The following is a 17,806-nucleotide window of genomic DNA, read 5'->3' as shown; positions in this document are numbered from 1 at the left end:
GCGACGCGGGACGAGGCGGGGGCGACCGGACCGGTCGCCCCCGCCTCGCCGTACCGGGTCAGGCGGGTGGTCCGTCCTCGACGAACGGGGCGAGCCAGGCCGGTGTGACCTCGGCGGCGAAGGCCACTCCCTGGGCCTCGCCGACGTCGATCGCCGCGTAACCTCCGCTGCCCGCCCCCACCCCGGCGACCACGGTCAGCACGCCGGCGCGCCGCTGGAACCACGTCTGGCGCAGCGTCCAGCCGACCACGGCGCGTTCCTCGATCACCACCTGCGAACGGCGCAGGGAACCCGAGCGGACCGACAGGCGCCCGCCCTCGTGGGTGTGGCCCAGGGAGCGGTAGCGGTCGAGACCGAGGGGCACGCCCAGGACCGCGAGGACGAGGGCCGCGGCCACCGCCCACCACAGCGGCGGCCAGGATCGGGCGGCGACCGCGGCGCAGGCGGCGGTCACCAGCCAGGGGAAGACCGCCCGGAACAGGCGGCGGCGGCGCGCGACCGGCGGGTGAGGCCGCAACCCGGTCAGGATCGGCCCGACCGCCTCGCGCACCACGTCCAGCGCGGCGCGGCGCGGGATCACGGACAGCAGCTGCCCCCGGGTCCCGGAGTCGCCCAGCCCGGTCACGATCGCCCAGGCGCGGGCGACCCCGGCCCAGCGTTCAGCCAGACCCTCGACCAGCTCGAACCCGCGCACCCTGCGCCGCTCCAGGGACACGCTCCTGCGGGTCAGCAGGCCGCGCTCGGCGACGAGGTAGCCGTCCCTGGCGCGCAGGGTGAAGTCCCAGTTGAACACGGCGTACATGGCGGCACCGAGCACCGGCATGGCGAGCACCAGCACCGCCAGCGCGCCGCCGAGGAGGAGGGGGTGGCCCCACAGCCACTCTCCGGCGCCGACCACGACCCTGCCGTCGATCCTCAGCTCCGAGCCCCACTGGAACGCCAGGCCGACCGCGCCCGCCACGAACGCGAACGGGGTCAGCAGGTAGGAGCCGGAGAGGGGACCGTAGGCCAGCCATCTGCGGGGCACCACGAACAGCACCCGTTCAGGGGACGCCTCCCCGGTCCGGTGAGGGGCCGGCGGGGCGGCCGGTGACGGTCCGGCGGGCGCCGGGGAGCCCGGGAGCGGCCCGGCGGGGACGGTGACCGCCGCTCCCGCGTGACCGTCGCCGTGGGCGGCGACGGCTCCCCGGGCCTCGGCGCGGCGCGCCGCCCGCGCGCGGGCGTGCCAGAGCAGGGCGGCCTTGAGGCGCTCGGCCTCGGCGAGCGTCACCCCGTCGAGCTCACCCTCCTGCTTGGCGCCGCCGGCGCCCGTGTCGATCCTCAGTACGGCGAGCCCGAGCAGGCGGTGCAGCGGCGGACTGCTGACGTCGACGCCGCGGATGCGCTCCAGCGGGATGGTCCGCACCGACCTGCCGATCAGGGCGCGGGTCAGCTCCAGCCTGTCCCCGATGACCTGATAGGTGAAGGTGGCCCAGCGGACGGCGGCGTACAGGACCGACCCGACGAGACCGAAGGCCGCCCAGCCGAACGAGCCGGACGAGAACCCGCCGAGGAACAGGACTCCGGTCAGCGGCAGGAGGAGCGAGGGCAGGGTTCTGATCGGCTCGGTCAGCAGCACCCGGGGGCTGAGCCTCAGGGACGGCCTGACCGGCGGCGAACCGGCCGGCGGCGGGCCGTACGCGTGGGGTCCGGGCGCGGTCCGCGGGCCGGGGCCTTCCGCGGCGGACCCGGCGTGCGGGTCGGCGGACGGACCGGCGTCCGGGCCGGTGCGCGGGTCACCGTGCCGGTCGGCCGGGCCGGGGAGACCGGTCACGTGGCGTCGTCCCTCAGTTCCTCGGCCCGCTGAGCGAGTCTCTCGGCCAGCGCGGCCGCGACGCCGTAGTCGAGGCCCTTGATCGTGGACGATCCCGCGTGCGAGGCGGTGCGGATGTCCACCGTCGCCAGGCCGAGCAGCCGCTCCAGCGTGCCCTGCTTCTTGTCGACCGTCTGTATGCGGCTGACCGGGACGAACGTCCACTGCCGGTCGATCCACCCGGAGCGGGCGTAGACCACGTCGCCGCTGAGCTCCCACCGGTGCACGGCGTAGCGCCAGAACGGCTCGGCGAGCGCGGCGGGCACGACGAGCACCGCCGTCAGCACGGGCAGCCATCCGGCGCCGTCGGACAGCCACTCCGGCAGCCAGCCCCACCGGCCGCCGCCGATCCACCCGGACAGGAGGAAGGCTCCGCCGACCAGGAGCACCGACCAGAAGAGCCCGTCCAGCAGCCACATCACGACGGCCTTGCGGGAGACCGGGTTGGCCGGGGGACGCAGCGGCACCCGCCCGGGAAGGCGCCCGGCGCCCCCGCCCTGCTCGGTTCGGTCGCTCACAGCGTCCAGCCTAAGGGGTCGCGTCAGGTCCGTCGGATCTTCGTGTCAGCGATATGTCAGCGGCCCCCCGCCCCGGCCCGCCCGATGTCAGGAGGCCGTCAGCGGCCCCGGGCACCCTGGTTCCCGTCGCGGCTCCGGGGCCGCGGTGACGAGAGGAAGGCTCAGATCGTGCGATACGCCATCCAGGCAGAGGGCCTGGTGAAACGCTACGGGGAGACCCGCGCGCTCGACGGGGTGGACCTCGCCGTCCCCCAGGGGCGGCTGCTCGGCGTGCTGGGACCGAACGGCGCCGGCAAGACCACCGCCGTGCGGATCCTGGCGACGCTCCTCCGTCCCGACGGGGGGAGCGCCTCGGTCGGCGGGTTCGACGTGGTGGACCGCGCCCACGAGGTGCGGTCGATGATCGGCCTGACGGGGCAGTACGCCGCGGTCGACGAGATGCTCACCGGCGTGGAGAACCTCGTGATGATCGGCCGTCTCCTCGGCCTGCGGAAGGCCGAGGCCCGGCGGCGGGCCGACGAGCTGCTCGACCGGTTCGCCCTCGTGGACGCCGGGGGACGCGCGGCCAAGACGTACTCGGGCGGCATGCGCCGCCGCCTGGACCTGGCGGCCAGCCTGGTCGGACGGCCCCAGGTGCTGTTCCTCGACGAGCCCACCACCGGTCTCGACCCGCGCAGCCGTACCGAGCTGTGGGACGTCGTGCGGGGCCTGATGGCGGACGGGGTGACGGTGCTGCTCACCACCCAGTACCTGGAGGAGGCCGACCAGCTCGCCGACGACATCGTGGTGTTCGACCATGGCAGGGTGATCGCCGCCGGCACCCCCGACGAGCTGAAGGCCACCACGGGGGCACAGGTCCTGGAGGTCCGGCCGCTCCGCGCCGACCACCTGTCGCTGGTCTCCCAGGTGGTCGGGGACGTCACCGGCGAGTCCCCCGCGCCGGTCGGCGGCAGGGTCGTGGTCTCCGTGCACGACCCCGCGGCCGTGCCCGCCGTCGTGCGGCGGCTCGACGACCTCGGCGTCGTCGCGGCCGAGCTGACACTGCGCCGGTCGAGCCTCGACGAGGTGTTCCTGGCCCTCACCGGCCATCCGGCCGAGGAGAGCGCCGGGACCGAGGCCGGAACCGCCGGATCCGAGAAGGAAGGGGCCCTCGCGTGACGACGGCGACCATGACCGCCACCGGGCCGACCCCCGCGAGGCGGGTCGGCCCGGTGGCCGCGCTGACGCAGACGGCGACGCTGGCCTGGCGCAGCCTGGTCCAGATCAAGCACAACCCGTGGGAACTGCTCGACCTGGGCATCCAGCCCATCATGTTGCTGCTGCTGTTCACCTACGTGTTCGGCGGGGCGATCTCGGGATCGACGGGCGACTACCTGCAGTTCGCCCTGCCGGGGCTGCTCGTGCAGAACGCCCTGTTCTACACGCTGTCCACGGCGGTCGGCCTGAACACCGACATCACCAAGGGGGTCTTCGACCGGCTGCGCAGCCTGCCGATCTCCCGTACGGCGCCGCTGTCCGGGCGGGTCGCCGCCGACGCCCTCAAGCAGGTGTGGGCGTTCGCGCTGCTCGTCGGTTTCGGCATGATCCTGGGATTCCGGGTGGGGACCAGCGTGCTCGGCGTGCTGGGCGCGCTGGCGCTGCTGGTGGCGGTCGTGCTGGCCATGTCGTGGATGTCGGTGCTGATCGGCCTCAAGGCGTCCAATCCGGAGAAGGTGCAGATGTTCGGCTTCTCCGTCATGATGCCGTTGACGTTCACCAGCAGCGCGCTGGTCGATCCGGGCACCTTTCCCGGCTGGCTGCGGACCTGGGCCGATCTGAACCCCGTCACCCATCTGGCCGACGCCATCCGCGGCCTGCTGATCGGCGGTGAGGTGGCCGCGTCCGCGCTCGTCGCGCTGGCCTGGTCGGCCGGGTTCGTCGTGGTGTTCGCCCCGCTGGCGGTCCGCGCCTTCCGGGGCAGGGCCTGATCCCCTGCGGAGGCGGGACGGGCGGCGGGGCCGGAGCCGCTCCCGGACGGGCTCCCGAGCGGGTTCCCGGACGGCAGGCTCCCGGACGGGTTCCCGCGCGGCGGATCCCCGGGAGAGCATGAGTGACAGACGAGGAACGGAGTGATCGCGTGCTGGTGGTTCACGGTGGCTGGTACGGCGGGCGGCTGGCGCTGTGGGGGGAGGACGTCTCCCGGGGCCACTCCCCCGCTTCCCGGGGCCGCGCCGCGTCCTCCGGGGCCGCGCCCAGGCGGCATCCGTTCGCCGCGTCCGCCGCCGCTCTGGCCGCCGCGCTCGGCGCCGGGGGCTCCGACGCAGCAGGGGAGGCCGGAGGGATCCCGGGGAGCGAGAAGGCCGGGGCCCCCGGAGCGGCGCGGTCCGAGGCGGCCGAGACGACGGTCCGGCTGCCGGGGTCGGCCTCCCGGCCGCTGCCCTCTCCCGAGTCCGGGCTGACGGGCTCTGCACGCGGCCCCCGGATCTCCACCTGGCTCGTGCCGGTGCTGCTGCTCCGCCCGGACGCCGCGCTCACCCTGCTCGAAGCCCTCCCCCAGCCGGGCGAGGAGGGCTCCGTGGCCGCCCCCGGCCCTCAGGGGCCCCCCGGGGACGGGCGGGGCCCCGCCGGGGACGAAGACGGAACGTCCGCGCCCCGGGACGGGACGCCCGGACACGGGCGGGGGACGTCCGGGGACGCCGAGGAGCCGCCCTGGGAACCGGGTCTGTCGCTGCGCTACCTCGCCGTGGTCGCCGAGCACGCCCGGAGCCTGGTACGGCGCGGCCGGATCCTGCCACGACTGGTCGAGGAGGACGACGGTCACGCGGCCCGCTGGCGTCCGGTGCTCATCGGCGCCGACGCCGCCGCGTTCCGGGACCTCGCCGCCGCCATGCCGCCGGTCTGCCGGGCGCTGCCCGGGGAACGGCCGTCGGCGGAGGCGCTGCGGGAGGCGCTGGAGGGCCTGGTGGACGCCGCGGCCCGGACGGCGCTGCCCGAGCGGCTGATCGTCGGCAACCGGCCGGGACGCAGAACGGCGCTGGCCGACCGCTGGCTGCACGCGCTGACGGCGCCGGACGCCTCGCTGCCCGACGCGCGGCCCGCCGAGGCGGCGGCGCTCGGCGACGCCCTGCGTGACTGGTCGGCGGCGGCACACGAACTGGACGGTCCGGTCCGGGCCTGGTTCAGGCTGGTCGAGCCGACCGGTGAGGACGACCCGTGGAAGGTGGAGCTCGGCCTCGCCCCGGCGGTGACCGCGGGGACCGGCCGGACGGGCGGCGCGGGCCGTACGGCCGGGGCGGATCACGCGGGCGACGCAGGCCGTACGGCCGGGGCCGATCGCGCGGGTCACGCGGGTCACGCGGGCGGTGAGGGCGCGGGCGATCCGGGTGCCGGTGGCGCGGACGAGCCGGACCACCTGTCCGCCGCCCGGATCCGGGCGGGGGAACGGGCGTCCTGGCTGCCCGAGCGGCCCTGGGAGGTCCTGCGGGCCGAGCTGGCCAGGGCGGTGCGCCTCCACCCCGACCTGCACGGCGTGCTGCGCGAGGCCGAACCGGCCGTCATGGAGATCGACACGGCGCGGGCGTTCTCCTTCCTGCGCGGCGGCGCGCCCGCCCTGGCGGCGGCCGGGTACGTCGTGCGGCTGCCGGAGTGGACCGGCCGGCAGGGCCTCGGCCTGAAGCTGACCGTGCGCGCCATGGAGGGCGGGAAGGAGACCGGGCTGGGCGACAAGGTGGGTTTCCGGCTGGAAGCGGCCGTCGGCGGTCACACGATCGGCGAGGAGGAGCTGTCGCGGCTGGCCGGGCTGAGGGTGCCGCTGACCCGGGTCGGGGGCAGGTGGGTGGAGCTGGACGACCGGCAGCTCAAGGCGGCGCTGGAGGTCGTCGGACGGCGGGGCGGCGGGGAGACGACCCTCGGCGAGGTGATCCGCGAGATCGCCGCCGGCGGCGAGGGTGACCTGCCGCTGGTGGCGGTCGACGCCGACGGCCCGCTCGGCGACCTGCTGTCGGGCGAGGCCGACCGCCGGCTCACCCCCGTCGCCACCCCGGGCGCGCTGCGCGGGACGCTCCGCCCCTACCAGGAGCGCGGCCTGTCGTGGCTGAGCTTCCTGTCCGGCGTCGGCCTGGGCGGCGTCCTGGCCGACGACATGGGGCTCGGCAAGACGGTGTCGGCCCTGTCCCTCCTGCTGTCCGAGCGCGAGCGGGCGGCCGGCGGCGCGGGATCGGCGGCCCGGAGCACCGAGGGGACGGCCGGGCAGGCCGCCGGAGGAGCGGGCACGGCCGGGGACGCCGGAGGCGCGGAGCGGGCGCCGGGGCCGACGCTGCTCGTCTGCCCGATGTCGCTGATCGGCAACTGGCGGAAGGAGGCGGCCAGGTTCGCCCCGTCGTTGCGGGTGTACGTCCACCACGGCGGTTCCCGCAGGCGGGACGACGAGCTGCCCGCCGCCGTACGGGACGCCGATCTCGTCATCACCACCTACGGCACCGCCCTGCGCGACCTGGGGGCGCTGGCCGCGCTGAGGTGGGAGCGGGTCATCTGCGACGAGGCGCAGGCGATCAAGAACAGCGCGGCGCGGCAGTCGCGGGCGGTGCGGGCCATCCCGGCGCGCACCCGGCTGGCGCTGACCGGCACCCCCGTGGAGAACCGCCTCTCGGAACTGTGGTCGATCATGGAGTTCTGCAACCCCGGCCTCCTCGGCCCGGCCCGGCGCTTCCGCGAGCGCTACCAGGAGCCGATCGAGACCCGGGGCGACGAGGACGCGGTGGCGGCCCTGCGGCGGGCCACCGGGCCGTTCGTGCTGCGGCGGCTCAAGACCGACCGGTCGATCATCACGGACCTGCCGGAGAAGCAGGAGATGAAGGTCTGGTGCACCCTCACCCCCGAGCAGGCGGAGCTGTACAAGGCCGTGGTGAACGACATGATGGGCCGGATCGGCGGTTCGGCGGGCATCGAGCGGCGCGGCAACGTGCTGGCCGCGATGACGAAGCTCAAGCAGATCTGCAACCACCCCGCCCACCTGCTGAGGGACGGCTCGCGCCTGGCTGGGCGGTCGGGGAAGCTGGCCCGGCTGGAGGAGCTGGCCGGGGAGGTCCTCGCGGAGGGGGACAGCGCGCTGATCTTCACCCAGTACACCGAGTTCGGCGCCCTGCTACGCCCCTACCTGGCCGCCCGCCTGGACCGGCCGGTGCTGTGGCTGCACGGCGGGCTGTCCAGGACCCGGCGGGAGGAGCTGGTGGAGCGTTTCCAGCGCGGTGACGAGCCGACGCTGTTCCTGCTGTCGCTCAAGGCCGCGGGGACCGGCCTGAACCTCACCGCCGCCAACCACGTGATCCACGTGGACCGGTGGTGGAACCCCGCGGTGGAGGACCAGGCGACCGACCGGGCCTTCCGGATCGGCCAGAAGAGGAACGTGCAGGTGCGGAAGTTCATCTGCGTGGACACCCTTGAGGAGCGGATCGACGAGATGATCGAGCGCAAGAGGTCGCTCGCCGAGAGCGTGGTGGGCGCCGGTGAGGACTGGATCTCCGAGCTGTCCACCGACCAGCTGCGTGAGCTGTTCCGTCTCGGCCCCGGGGCGGTGAGCTGACGTGGGAGCCGACATTGGAGCCGGCAGGGGGTCCGCACGGGCCGGTGACCCGCGCCGTGACGCCGCCGTCCCGCGTGACGGGTCCTTCCGCGAGGACGGCGTGTCCTCCGGTGACGCGGCACGGGCCGGTGACCCGCCGTTCGAGGAGCTGCTCGGGGACTTCTACTCCCCCGGCGTCCCGCTGGACCGGCTGCGGCCGCGGCCGGCCGCGGCCGGTCCCGCGGACCTGCTGCTGCGGATGCTGGAACCCCCGGCGGTGAAGGTACGGCACATCCCCCTGATCGACCTGCTCAGGAAGCCCTACCGGGAGCTCGGGTCGCCAGATCGATGATCTCCTCGCGGGGCAGGGCACGGCCGTGCTCGTGGCGCCGGGAGAACCCCTCGCGGCCGAGCACGGCCACGGCGCGCTCGGTGACGCGCACGTGGTCGAAGTCGACCACCGCGTCGGTCCCCCGGGCCGCCGCGGCCCCGCCGAGGAGCACGGCGGCCCCACCGGGATCGCCGCCGGCCAGCGCCACCCCGGCGAGACCGACCAGGACCGGGACGAGCAGCGTCGTGTCCCGGCTCTCGACGGCCTTGGTGAGCGCGGCGCCCAGCAGCCGCCGGGCCCGGGGCGGGTCGCTCTCCTGCTCGGCCAGCAGTCCCAGCGCCGTGTCGAGCACGGCGTGCAGCTGCGGCGGCGTCCCGGTCTCGCGGTCGAGCAGGCCCGCGGCCTCGGCGTAGTGGCGCCGGGCCCGCTCCAGGTCGCCGTCCCGGCGGGCGAAGTCGCCCCTGGCGACGAGCAGGGGGACAGCGGTCATGCGGTCGCCGCTCTCCAGCGCTCTCAGGAGACTTTTCTCCAGGGTCTCCTCGGCCGCCGCCCGCTCCCCTCTCAGGTGGAGCCCGATCGCCAGGCGGCCGCGCATGAAGGTGACCTCGTCGATCGCGCCGATCTCCTCCATCCGCCGGATGGACTCGCGCATCCGCTCCAGCGCCCGCGCGGACTCGCCGTGCAGGAGGTCGATCTCCGCGAGGCCGGCCAGCGCGTTGCCGGCGCCCCAGCGGTCGCCGATCCGCTCGAAGCCGTCCAGCGCCGTCCCCAGGTCCGTTCCGGCCTCCGCGACGCGGCCGGCGCTGAGGTGCTCCACCCCGCGCATCAGGTGCGCGGAGCACACCACCCAGGGGTCGGGGTGGGCGAGCATCTCCCCGAAGTCGGGCTCGCCGAGGGGTCCGCCGCCGAACAGCGCGGCGACCGCGTCCGCCATTGCGACCGACGGGTGCCAGGGGCGGGGCAGTTCCTCGCGGGCCAGCCGTACCACCTCGCCGAGCGAGGCCCGCGCCGCGTCGAGCGTGACGCCGGCGCTCAGCGCGTTGTACCCGTGGGCGGCCTCGGCGAGGGCGATCAGCCGGGGGTCCTCCCCGCCCGTGGCCAGTCCGACCGCCTCGCGGGCGCGGCGCGCCCCCTCGGCCCGGTGGCCGCGCAGCCACCAGTACCACCCGAGCGCGCCGGCCAGGCGCAGCGCCAGGACGGTCCTGGACTCCTCGACGGCCCAGCGCAGCGCGGCCGACAGGTTGTCGTGCTCGGCGGCGAGGGCGGCGAGGGCGGCGACCTGCCCGCGGTCCCGCAGGGCGGGGTCGGACGCCTCGGCCAGCTCGGTGAAGAACACCGCGTGCGCCAGCCGTACGCGGGACTCCTCACCCGACTCGGCCAGCCGCTCGGCGGCGTAGGCGCGGACCGTCTCCAGCATCCGGTAGCGGACGGCGGCGCCGTGCTCGTCGGCCACCACCAGCGACTTGTCCACCAGCCGGGCCAGAACGCCGAGGACGTCGTCCCGGTCCAGCCCGTCCCCGGCGCAGATCCGCTCGACGCAGCCCAGGGCGGCTCCCCCGGCGAAGACGGCGAGGCGCCGGGCCAGCACCCGTTCCGGGCCGTCCAGCAGGTCCCAGCTCCACTCGACAACCGCGCGGAGCGTACGGTGCCGCGGCAGCGCCGTACGGCTGCCGCCGGTCAGCAGGCGGAAGCGGTCGTCGAGCCGCTGGGCGATCTGCGGGGCGGACAGCACGCGCAGCCGGGCCGCCGCGAGCTCGATGGCGAGCGGCATGCCGTCGAGCTCGCGGCAGATCCGCACGATCGCGGCGGTCTCACGTTCGGGGCGGTAGCCGGGGCGGGCGGTCTCGGCGCGTTCGGCGAACAGGCGGACGGCCGGGTAGGCGAGGGCCTCACGGGGGTCCGCGCCGTCCGGCGGCAGGCCCAGCGGCGGCACCGGCCAGGCCAGCTCGCCGGCGATGCCCAGCGGCTCGCGGCCGGTGGCGAGGATCCGCACCCCGGGGCAGGAGGCGAGCAGCCGTTCGGCGAGCGCCGCGGCCGCCTCGACCACGTGCTCGCAGTTGTCCAGGACGATCAGCAGCCGCCTCCCGGTCAGGGCCGCGACGAGCCGGGTGACCGGGTCTCGCCGGGCGGGCGCGGCGATCCCGGCGGGCGCGGAGGCGGGGACGGGTGCGGCGATCCCGGCGGGGACGGGGGCGTCGCGCAGCTCCAGCTCCGCGAGCGCCGAGAGCACGGCCTGCGGGACCTCCGACGGCTCGGCCACCGGGGCGAGCTCGACCAGCCACGCCCCGTCGGGCACCCGGCCCGCCGCCTCCTCCGCCGTCCCGGTCACCGTGGTCCCGGCCGCCGTGGTCCCGGCCGCCGTCCCGGTCACCATCGCCTCGGCCGTCTCGATCGCCAGCCGGGTCTTGCCCGCGCCGCCGGGGCCCGTCAGGGTGACGAGGCGGTGGCGGGCGAGGAACCCGGCCGTGCGCGCCACATCGCGTTCCCGGCCCACGAAGCTGGTGAGCCTGGCCCGCAGGTTGCCCCGCCGCGCGTCCCCGGCGGGCACCGGATCCACCGCGGACGCCGCGCCGGTGGACCGCGGCTCCCCGGCGACCGGCTCCCCCTGGGGCGGTGGGATCTCCCGGCCTCGCGTCCCGGCCGGCGGGGAGCCGGCCCCGGCGGGCGGGGAGATCCGCGCCGGGCGGGGTTCCGCGTGCTTCTCGGCCCACTCCCCCCGCAGCATGGCCAGGTGCAGCCCGGCCAGGCCGGGTGAGGGGTCGGCTCCCAGTTCGCGGGCGAACGCCTCCCTGGCCGCCTCGTAGGCGGCCAGGGCCTCCACCCGGCGGCCCGAGCCGTACAGGGCGCGCATGAGCTGGCCGTGGAACCGCTCGCGCAGCGGATGGGCGGTGATCAGGCCGGGCAGTTCGGCGACGGCCTCCGCCCACCGCCCGAGCAGCAGGTCGGCCTCGACCCGGTCCTCGACGACGGCCAGGCGGAGCGCCTCCAGCCGGGCGGCCGCGGCGGCCGCTGAACCTGCGAAGCCCGCGGCGTCGTCGTCCGCCGGGTCCACCAGGTCCGCCAGGGCGGGGCCGCGCCAGAGCCCGAGCGCGGCGCGCAGGACGTCCGCGGCCTCGGCCGGGGCCCCCGCGGAGAGAGCCGCACGGCCCTCGGCCGCCAGCCGGGCGAAGCGGTGGGCGTCCACCCGGTCGCGTTCGACGGCCAGCCGGTAGCCGGAGGCGGTCGCCTCGACGACCCCGCGTTCGGCGGCGAGCGCGGCGCGCAGCCGGGAGACCAGCGCCTGCAGGGCGTTGCCCGCCGCACCCGGCGGGCGGTCGTCCCAGATCCCGGTGATCAGGCGGCTCGCCGGGACCGTACGGCCCGCGTCGAGCAGCAGCAGGACGAGGAGCGCGCGCAGACGACGGCCGGAGATCTCCACCGGCTCGTCCCCCCGGCGGACCTCCAGGGCCCCGAGGACGGCGAAGGTCATTTTCCCTTCCGCCCGCACCCCCTCCATGCTCTGATTCTGTCCGATTCCCGGGTGTTTCCGCGCCATGGAACCTCGCGATCCGGTCTGCGCATCTTCCAGTTCCGCGTAGCATCATCGGGCATGGGGCAGCCGCACACGTCTACGCGCCGCCCGCGGCGAGCCGTACCGACGGCACTCGCCGCGGCGCTCGTCGTCGTCTCCTCCGGCTGCGGGATGGTGGGCAGCATCGCGTCCGCCGACCGGCTCCAGCTGGAGCCGATCAGCGTCTACAGTCCCCGCCTCCGGGACGGTGCGGTCCTGCCGTCCGGATACTCGTGCAAGGGATCGTCCGGCAACCCGCCGCTGCGCTGGTCACGGGTTCCGGACGGGACGAAGTCGGTCGCGATCGTGGCCGACAACAACGCGCGTGCCGGTGGTGAGGTGAACTGGGTGGTGTTCGACATCGATCCGCGCACCAACGAGGTCGCCGAGAAGAGCGTCCCGGTGGGCGCGGTGGAGGGAAGCACGACGAGCGGCAAGGTGGGCTACGCCCCGCCGTGCCGGCGCGGGCAGAGCTATCGTTTCACCGTCTACGCGCTCAACGGGAAGATCCACCTCGGCAAGGGGGCCCCGCTCAGCAAGACGCTGAAGGCGATCGCGGAGAAGACGATCGCCTGGGGCAGGTTGACCGCGGGGCACATCCAGTGATGCGCCGAACACCGGAGGTATTGATGGTTACCGATTCTTCACGTTGGGTGTGACAACGCTCATAGTGGTCCGACACAATCAGAACCGATGTCCGTGCGCAGGTGATGCAAGGGGGCAGGTCGCGTCGATGGCCGCGCGACCTCACCGGCGCCGCTGGAAGGCCATGGCCTTGAGGGTGGTGCAATGACCGCGGTCGTAATAATCCTGGTCGCCGTCGTGCTCCTCGTGCTCGTTGTCGTGGCACTGGGCATGCGGTCGATGAGCCGCAGGGAGAGCGCGCTCCCTGCGGAGCGTCTTCGCGAGATGGCGGAGAAGGAGGCGCAGACACCGTCGGTGTCCATCGACGACTTCGCCTCGCGCGAGCCGAAGATGACGCATTACTCCCCCGATCTGACGCCGTTCGACGAGCCCAAGCCGTCGCGTCCGCGGCCGTCCGGCGCGCGCGGCAAGCGCGGCATGAACGACTTCGGCGGGGCCGACGACTACGACGACGACTACTGGACGCGCCTGCAGGCCGACGTCGGCGGCTTCGGCGGTTCGCTGGAGAATCCGGCGGGTGCGGGCCGCGCCGCCTCCGGTGACCGGGCCTCCTCCGGCGCGGACCCGGACGCGACGACCGTCCAGGCGCCGCTGCCGCACCGCAAGCCCCAAGCCCAGCCTCGGATCCCGGCCTCCGCCGAGTCCGCCGCCGCCTCGCTGCCCTCCGGCCTCTCCGACCTGACCGGGCCGGTCAAGCCCGAGCCCGCTCCGACGTCCGCCGCGCTGGCCGAGCAGAAGACGGTCACCTTCGCCGCACCCACCGCGGGTGCGCCGCCCGAGGGACGCCGGACCGGCTCCCGGCGCGGATCCGGCCGCTCCCGTACCGCCGGCAACGGCGGATCAGGCCGCCCCGACCCGCTGGACGACCCGCTGAACGGTCCCACCCCCCGGCGCGGCTCGCGCGGCGCCGCGGGTCAGTCGCCCGCCACCGGGCCGGTGCCCGCGGCGAGCCCGGCCGGAAACCAGCTCGCCGGACCGCTGCCGCCGATGCGCCCGATGGGGCCGACCACCAGCGGCGGCTTCCCCGTCATGTCCCCGAACCCGTCGGCCGGGTCCGCCCCGGACCCGCTGGCCGCGCCGCACGCCCCCGCGCCCCGTCCCGCCCCCGAGGCCCGGCCGGCCCCGGCTCAGGGTCCCGCCGCGGCGGGCACGTCCAAGGACGTCGCCGACAATCCCTGGGCGAAGGCCACATCCCCGGTTTCCGGAGGCTGGCCCGCCGTGAACACCGCCGACATCCTCGACGACCCCGCCCCGTCGTACTCCTCGTACCAGTCGCCGGTGTACGGCGCGCCGACCGCGGGTTCCTACGAGGTGAGTCCCGGCTGGGCCACCATCGAGGACGACGCGCTGACCGGTCCGACCCCCGCGCTGTCGACCCCGACGGCCCCCTCCCGGAGCGTCTCCCCCGGCGACCGCGCCGCCGGCCCGCGGCAGGGCCCGGCGACCGGCGGCTACGGCTACGACCCCGTCCGCCCGGCGAGCCCGGAGGCGCCCGCCGCCTGGCCCGAGCCGGCCCCGGGCCAGTCCGCCGCCAGAGACGGTTACGGCACCGGCCCCGTCGCGACCCCCGAGGGCCAGGGACGGCCGGGCTCCCGGCGGAGCCGCCGCGCGCCCCAGCAGCCGGACCACCCCGACTATTACCGCTGATTTCCTCCCGGCTGCGTAAAGGCCTCGGGTAACCGCCCGACCGGCGGGGACCCGCGTCATAGGGTCTGTCCCATGGGGACGGACACGAAGAGTAACGAAACGATCGCACGGGGTGGCTTCTCCTCCGTGCTGCGGTACGACCTGCCCGCCTCCCTGGTGGTGTTCCTGGTGGCGGTGCCCCTTTCGCTGGGCATCGCCGTCGCCTCGGGGGCGCCGCTGGCGGCCGGGCTCATCGCGGGCGTCGTGGGCGGTGTGGTCGCCGGCCTTCTGGGAGGTTCGGTCGTCCAGGTCAGCGGCCCCGCCGCGGGCCTGTCACTGGTGGTCGCCGAGCTGGTCTCGACGTACGGCTGGCGCGCCACCTGCATGATCACCCTGTTCGCGGGCGCCCTGCAGCTTCTGCTGGGGGTGTTCCGGGTCGCCCGGGCCGCGCTGGCGGTCTCCCCCGCCGTGGTGCACGGCATGCTCGCCGGGGTGGGCGCGGTGATCGCCCTCTCCCAGCTGCACGTCGTGCTCGGCGGCAGCCCGCAGCGTTCCGCGATCGAGAACATCGCCGAGCTGCCCCGGCAGATCCTGGACATACACGATCACGCCGTCTACGCCGGTCTGATCACGATCGCGGTCCTGGTCGGCTGGGGCCGCCTGCCGCAGCGGCTGCGGCTCGTCCCGGCGCCGCTGGCAGCCCTGGTCGTCGCCTCGGCGGCCGCCGCGGTGTCCGGCTGGGACGTCACCCGGGTCGACCTGTCGAAGAGCCTGGACACATGGGTCATGCCGGCCTGGCCGCGCGGCGACTGGCACGGGATCGTCGCCGCGGTGCTGCTCGTGGCGCTGCTGGCCGGGGTGGAGTCGCTGCTGTGCTCGGTGGCGACGGACAAGCTGCACGACGGCCCGCGCACCGACCTGGACCGGGAGCTCACCGCGCAGGGCGTGGCCAACATGGTGACCGGCGCGCTGGGCGGGCTGCCGGTGGCCGGGGTCATCGTGCGCAGCAGCACCAACGCCCGCGCCGGAGCGCGCAGCCGCTGGTCCACGGTCATGCACGGCGTGTGGATCCTGGTGTTCGCGCTCTGCCTGGGCTGGACGATCACGCTGATCCCGATGGAGGCGCTGGCGGCCCTGCTGGTCTTCATCGGCGTCCAGATGGTCAACATGGGGCACCTGCGCAACCTTCGGGGGCACGGCGAGATCCCGGTGTACGTGACCACCATGCTGGGGGTCGTGCTCGTCGGCCTGGCCGAGGGCGTGCTGCTCGGGCTCGGGCTCGCCGCGCTGCTGGCGCTGCGCCGGCTGACCCGGGTCACCGTACGGGTCACCCCCGAGCCGGGCGGGCACTGGCACGTGTCGATCGCGGGGTCGCTGACCTTCCTCGGCGTCCCGCTGATCACCTCCGAGCTGCGCGCCATCCCGGCCGGGGTCCCGGTCGACCTGGACCTCAACCTCGACTTCATGGACAACGCCGCGTTCGAGGCGGTCCACGCCTGGCGCACCGACCACGAGCGGGGCGGCGGAAGCGTGGACATCGACGAGATCCACGACGAGTGGTACGCGATGGCGGTCAGCGGCGCCCGGGTGCTCCCCGCCAAGCCCCCGCCGCCGGCCCCGGACCGCTGGTGGCTGCCCTGGGCCCACAGGCGGCGCGGCCGGTCGTCGGCGGCGGCGGATCTCGCGGTCGCGTCCGCGCGGGCGGCGGACGCCGTGGCCGGTGGGGCCGGTGGGGCCGCGGCCGATCCGGCGGTGGCGGGCGGCGCGGTCACCGCGGGCGGAGACGGCTCGGGACAGCCTGACCTGCTGGCCGGGGCGCGGGAGTTCCACCGCCGCACGGCCCCGCTGATCCGCCCGTTCATGATGGGGATGGCCCGCAAGCAGGAGCCGTCGCACCTGTTCATCACCTGCGCCGACTCCCGGATCGTGCCGAACCTGATCACCGCGAGCGGGCCCGGCGACCTGTTCACCGTCCGCAACCTCGGCAACCTGGTGCCCCGCCGCGGCGCGGCGCCTCCGGACGACTCGGTGGCCGCGGCGATCGAGTACGCCACGGAGGCGCTCGGCGTCCGCACCATCACGGTGTGCGGGCATTCCGGCTGCGGCGCCATGGCCGCCCTGCTCGGCGGCGACGCCCCGGAGGGCATGCCGGCGCTCGGCCGCTGGCTGCGGCACGGCCGCCACAGCCTGGCCCGGTTCGTCGCCGGGAGCGGCCGCGGGGACGGCGCGTCGCCCGAGGCGTCCGGGGACGGCGGGGTTCCCGGTTCCGGGAGCGCGGGGTCCCCGGGCTGCGACGGCGGCCCGCTGGATCGTCTCTGCCGGGCCAACGTGCTCCAGCAGCTCGACAACCTGCGCTCCTACCCCGCGGTGGACCGGCTCGTCCGGGAGGACCGTCTGGAGCTGGTGGGCCTCTACTTCGACATCGGCACGGCGCAGGTCCACGTCCTGGAGCGTCCGCCGCTCGCGGCCAGCCCGCTGTGAGCCGCCGGTCCGCTGTGAGCCGCCGGTGCGCCATGGGCCGCCGGTCCGCGGTGAACCGCCGCTCTGCTGTGAGCGGATGGTTTGCGCCAAGGGTGAAAGCCCATGGCCACACCGTCGACGGTGGGCGAACAATGTTCGGCCATGAGAACTCTGGTAATCGGCGGCTCGATCTTCCTGGGCCGGGCGATCGTCGAAGAGGCGCTGCGGCGCGGACATGAGGTCACCACGTTCAACCGGGGCAGGAACGGTGTCGACGTACCCGGCGTCGAAGCGGTCAGGGGTGACCGGGAGGTCACCTCCGACCTGGAACGGCTCGCCGAGGGCCGGGAGTGGGACATCGTCGTCGACGTCTGCGGGTTCGTCCCCCGCGTCGTCGGCGAGTCGGTGCGCGTCCTCAACGGCCACGCGGCCACCTACGCGTTCATCTCCAGCATCTCGGCCTGCGCCTCCTGGCCGGGGCAGGCCAGTGACGAGAGCTCGCCCCGGTTCGAGTGCGCACCGGACGCCGGGCGGGACGACGGCGACTACGGCGTCCTCAAGGCGGGCTGCGAGCGCGCCGTCGAGCAGGGCTTCGACGGCAACGCCCTGATCATCGAGCCCGGGCTCATCATCGGCCCGCACGAGAACGTCGGCCGCCTCCCGTGGTGGCTCACCCGGATCGACCGCGGCGGCCGGGTGCTCGCACCGGGCGACCCCGAGATGGCGATGCAGCTCATCGACGCCCGCGACATCGCCGCGTTCACCCTCGACCAGGCCGGGGCCGGGACGAACGACCGCTTCTTCGTCAGCGGCGTGCGGGGCAACAGCACCTACCGCGGCCTGCTGGAGGAGTGCCGCGCGGTGACGGGCTCGGACGCGGAGCTGGTCTGGGTGGACGACGGGTTCCTGCTCGGCCGGGACGTCGCCCCGTGGACCGAGCTGCCGGTCTGGGCGCCGCGCGACGAGGAGTTCGCCGGGGTCTGGCTGCCGTCGTCGGAGAAGGCCCTCGCCGCCGGGCTGCGCTGCCGCCCGGTCGCCGAGACCGTCCGCGACACCTGGGCCTGGCTCCGGGAGATCCCCGTGGAGGAGCGCTCCTTCCGCGGCCACGGCATCGACCCGGAGAAGGAGGCCAAGATCCTCGCCGAGTGGGCATAGGGAGGTCCATGAAAATCCAGATCGGCTTCGACGCGAACGATCCGTCCACGCTCGCCGCCTTCTGGGCGGCCGGAGGATGGAACCGGGAGCGGACAGCCGGGACGGCGAGGTCACGGCGGCTCGGCGGAGC

Annotated in this window: 11 protein-coding genes; 8 read left to right on the top strand and 3 right to left on the bottom strand. The window is 75.3% G+C overall.

Annotated features, from left to right (window positions below):
* Window positions 1-58 precede the first annotated feature (58 nt).
* Entirely contained in the window at window positions 59-1,813 is a 1,755-nt protein-coding gene (locus AB0D67_RS23675) for a PH domain-containing protein (RefSeq protein ID WP_362939578.1), read from the bottom strand.
* Complete coding sequence (locus tag AB0D67_RS23670; RefSeq protein WP_362939575.1) at window positions 1,810-2,370, bottom strand: PH domain-containing protein; 561 nt, start codon at window positions 2,368-2,370, stop codon at window positions 1,810-1,812. Before AB0D67_RS23670 ends, AB0D67_RS23675 begins: the two co-directional genes overlap by 4 nt.
* Before the next feature lie 168 nt (window positions 2,371-2,538).
* Here AB0D67_RS23670 and AB0D67_RS23665 point away from each other — a divergent pair, with 168 nt between their 5' ends.
* The 4 genes from AB0D67_RS23665 (at window position 2,539) to AB0D67_RS23650 (ending at window position 8,261) form a co-directional block, all read left to right on the top strand.
* Window positions 2,539-3,528, top strand: coding sequence for an ATP-binding cassette domain-containing protein (locus AB0D67_RS23665; protein ID WP_362939572.1), 990 nt, complete (start codon window positions 2,539-2,541; stop codon window positions 3,526-3,528).
* Window positions 3,525-4,337 carry an ABC transporter permease gene (locus AB0D67_RS23660; protein WP_362939569.1) on the top strand — a complete coding sequence of 271 codons (813 nt, stop codon included), beginning with the start codon at window positions 3,525-3,527 and terminating at the stop codon, window positions 4,335-4,337. Before AB0D67_RS23665 ends, AB0D67_RS23660 begins: the two co-directional genes overlap by 4 nt.
* A gap of 149 nt (window positions 4,338-4,486) precedes the next feature.
* A complete protein-coding gene (locus AB0D67_RS23655; protein ID WP_362939567.1) occupies window positions 4,487-7,930 on the top strand; it encodes a DEAD/DEAH box helicase in 3,444 nt (1,147 codons plus the stop codon).
* Between the two features lies 1 nt (window position 7,931).
* On the top strand, window positions 7,932-8,261 hold the full coding sequence (locus AB0D67_RS23650; protein WP_362939564.1) for a hypothetical protein: 330 nt from the start codon (window positions 7,932-7,934) through the stop codon (window positions 8,259-8,261).
* Here AB0D67_RS23650 and AB0D67_RS23645 read toward each other — a convergent pair.
* Window positions 8,221-11,709, bottom strand: coding sequence for a BTAD domain-containing putative transcriptional regulator (locus tag AB0D67_RS23645; RefSeq protein WP_362939561.1), 3,489 nt, complete (start codon window positions 11,707-11,709; stop codon window positions 8,221-8,223). The genes AB0D67_RS23650 and AB0D67_RS23645 overlap by 41 nt on opposite strands.
* A 120-nt stretch (window positions 11,710-11,829) precedes the next feature.
* Here AB0D67_RS23645 and AB0D67_RS23640 point away from each other — a divergent pair, with 120 nt between their 5' ends.
* The 4 genes from AB0D67_RS23640 (at window position 11,830) to AB0D67_RS23625 (ending at window position 17,676) form a co-directional block, all read left to right on the top strand.
* On the top strand, window positions 11,830-12,396 hold the full coding sequence (locus tag AB0D67_RS23640; protein ID WP_362939558.1) for a YbhB/YbcL family Raf kinase inhibitor-like protein: 567 nt from the start codon (window positions 11,830-11,832) through the stop codon (window positions 12,394-12,396).
* Window positions 12,397-12,579: 183 nt separating this feature from the next.
* Complete coding sequence (locus tag AB0D67_RS23635; RefSeq protein ID WP_362939555.1) at window positions 12,580-14,082, top strand: hypothetical protein; 1,503 nt, start codon at window positions 12,580-12,582, stop codon at window positions 14,080-14,082.
* 72 nt (window positions 14,083-14,154) lie between these two features.
* Window positions 14,155-16,542 (top strand): SulP family inorganic anion transporter, encoded by a 2,388-nt coding sequence (locus AB0D67_RS23630; protein WP_362939552.1) that lies wholly within the window; start codon window positions 14,155-14,157, stop codon window positions 16,540-16,542.
* Window positions 16,543-16,683: 141 nt separating this feature from the next.
* The gene (locus AB0D67_RS23625; RefSeq protein ID WP_362939549.1) at window positions 16,684-17,676 is read left to right on the top strand and encodes an NAD-dependent epimerase/dehydratase family protein; all 993 of its coding nucleotides are present in this window, start codon (window positions 16,684-16,686) and stop codon (window positions 17,674-17,676) included.
* Window positions 17,677-17,806: the final 130 nt, after the last annotated feature.

The sequence above is a fragment of the Streptosporangium sp. NPDC048047 genome, from assembly GCF_040653115.1.
Taxonomy (GTDB): Bacteria; Actinomycetota; Actinomycetes; order Streptosporangiales; family Streptosporangiaceae; genus Streptosporangium.
This window is presented reverse-complemented; position numbering and strand designations above follow the sequence as displayed.

Bases quoted from the DNA above. Each gene is read 5' to 3' on its own strand.
- AB0D67_RS23645 (WP_362939561.1), bottom strand. From the start codon at position 11,709: ATGACCTTCGCCGTCCTCGGGGCCCTGGAGGTCCGCCGGGGGGACGAG.
- AB0D67_RS23640 (WP_362939558.1), top strand. From the start codon at position 11,830: ATGGGGCAGCCGCACACGTCTACGCGCCGCCCGCGGCGAGCCGTACCG.
- AB0D67_RS23625 (WP_362939549.1), top strand. From the start codon at position 16,684: ATGAGAACTCTGGTAATCGGCGGCTCGATCTTCCTGGGCCGGGCGATC.
- AB0D67_RS23635 (WP_362939555.1), top strand. From the start codon at position 12,580: ATGACCGCGGTCGTAATAATCCTGGTCGCCGTCGTGCTCCTCGTGCTC.
- AB0D67_RS23630 (WP_362939552.1), top strand. From the start codon at position 14,155: ATGGGGACGGACACGAAGAGTAACGAAACGATCGCACGGGGTGGCTTC.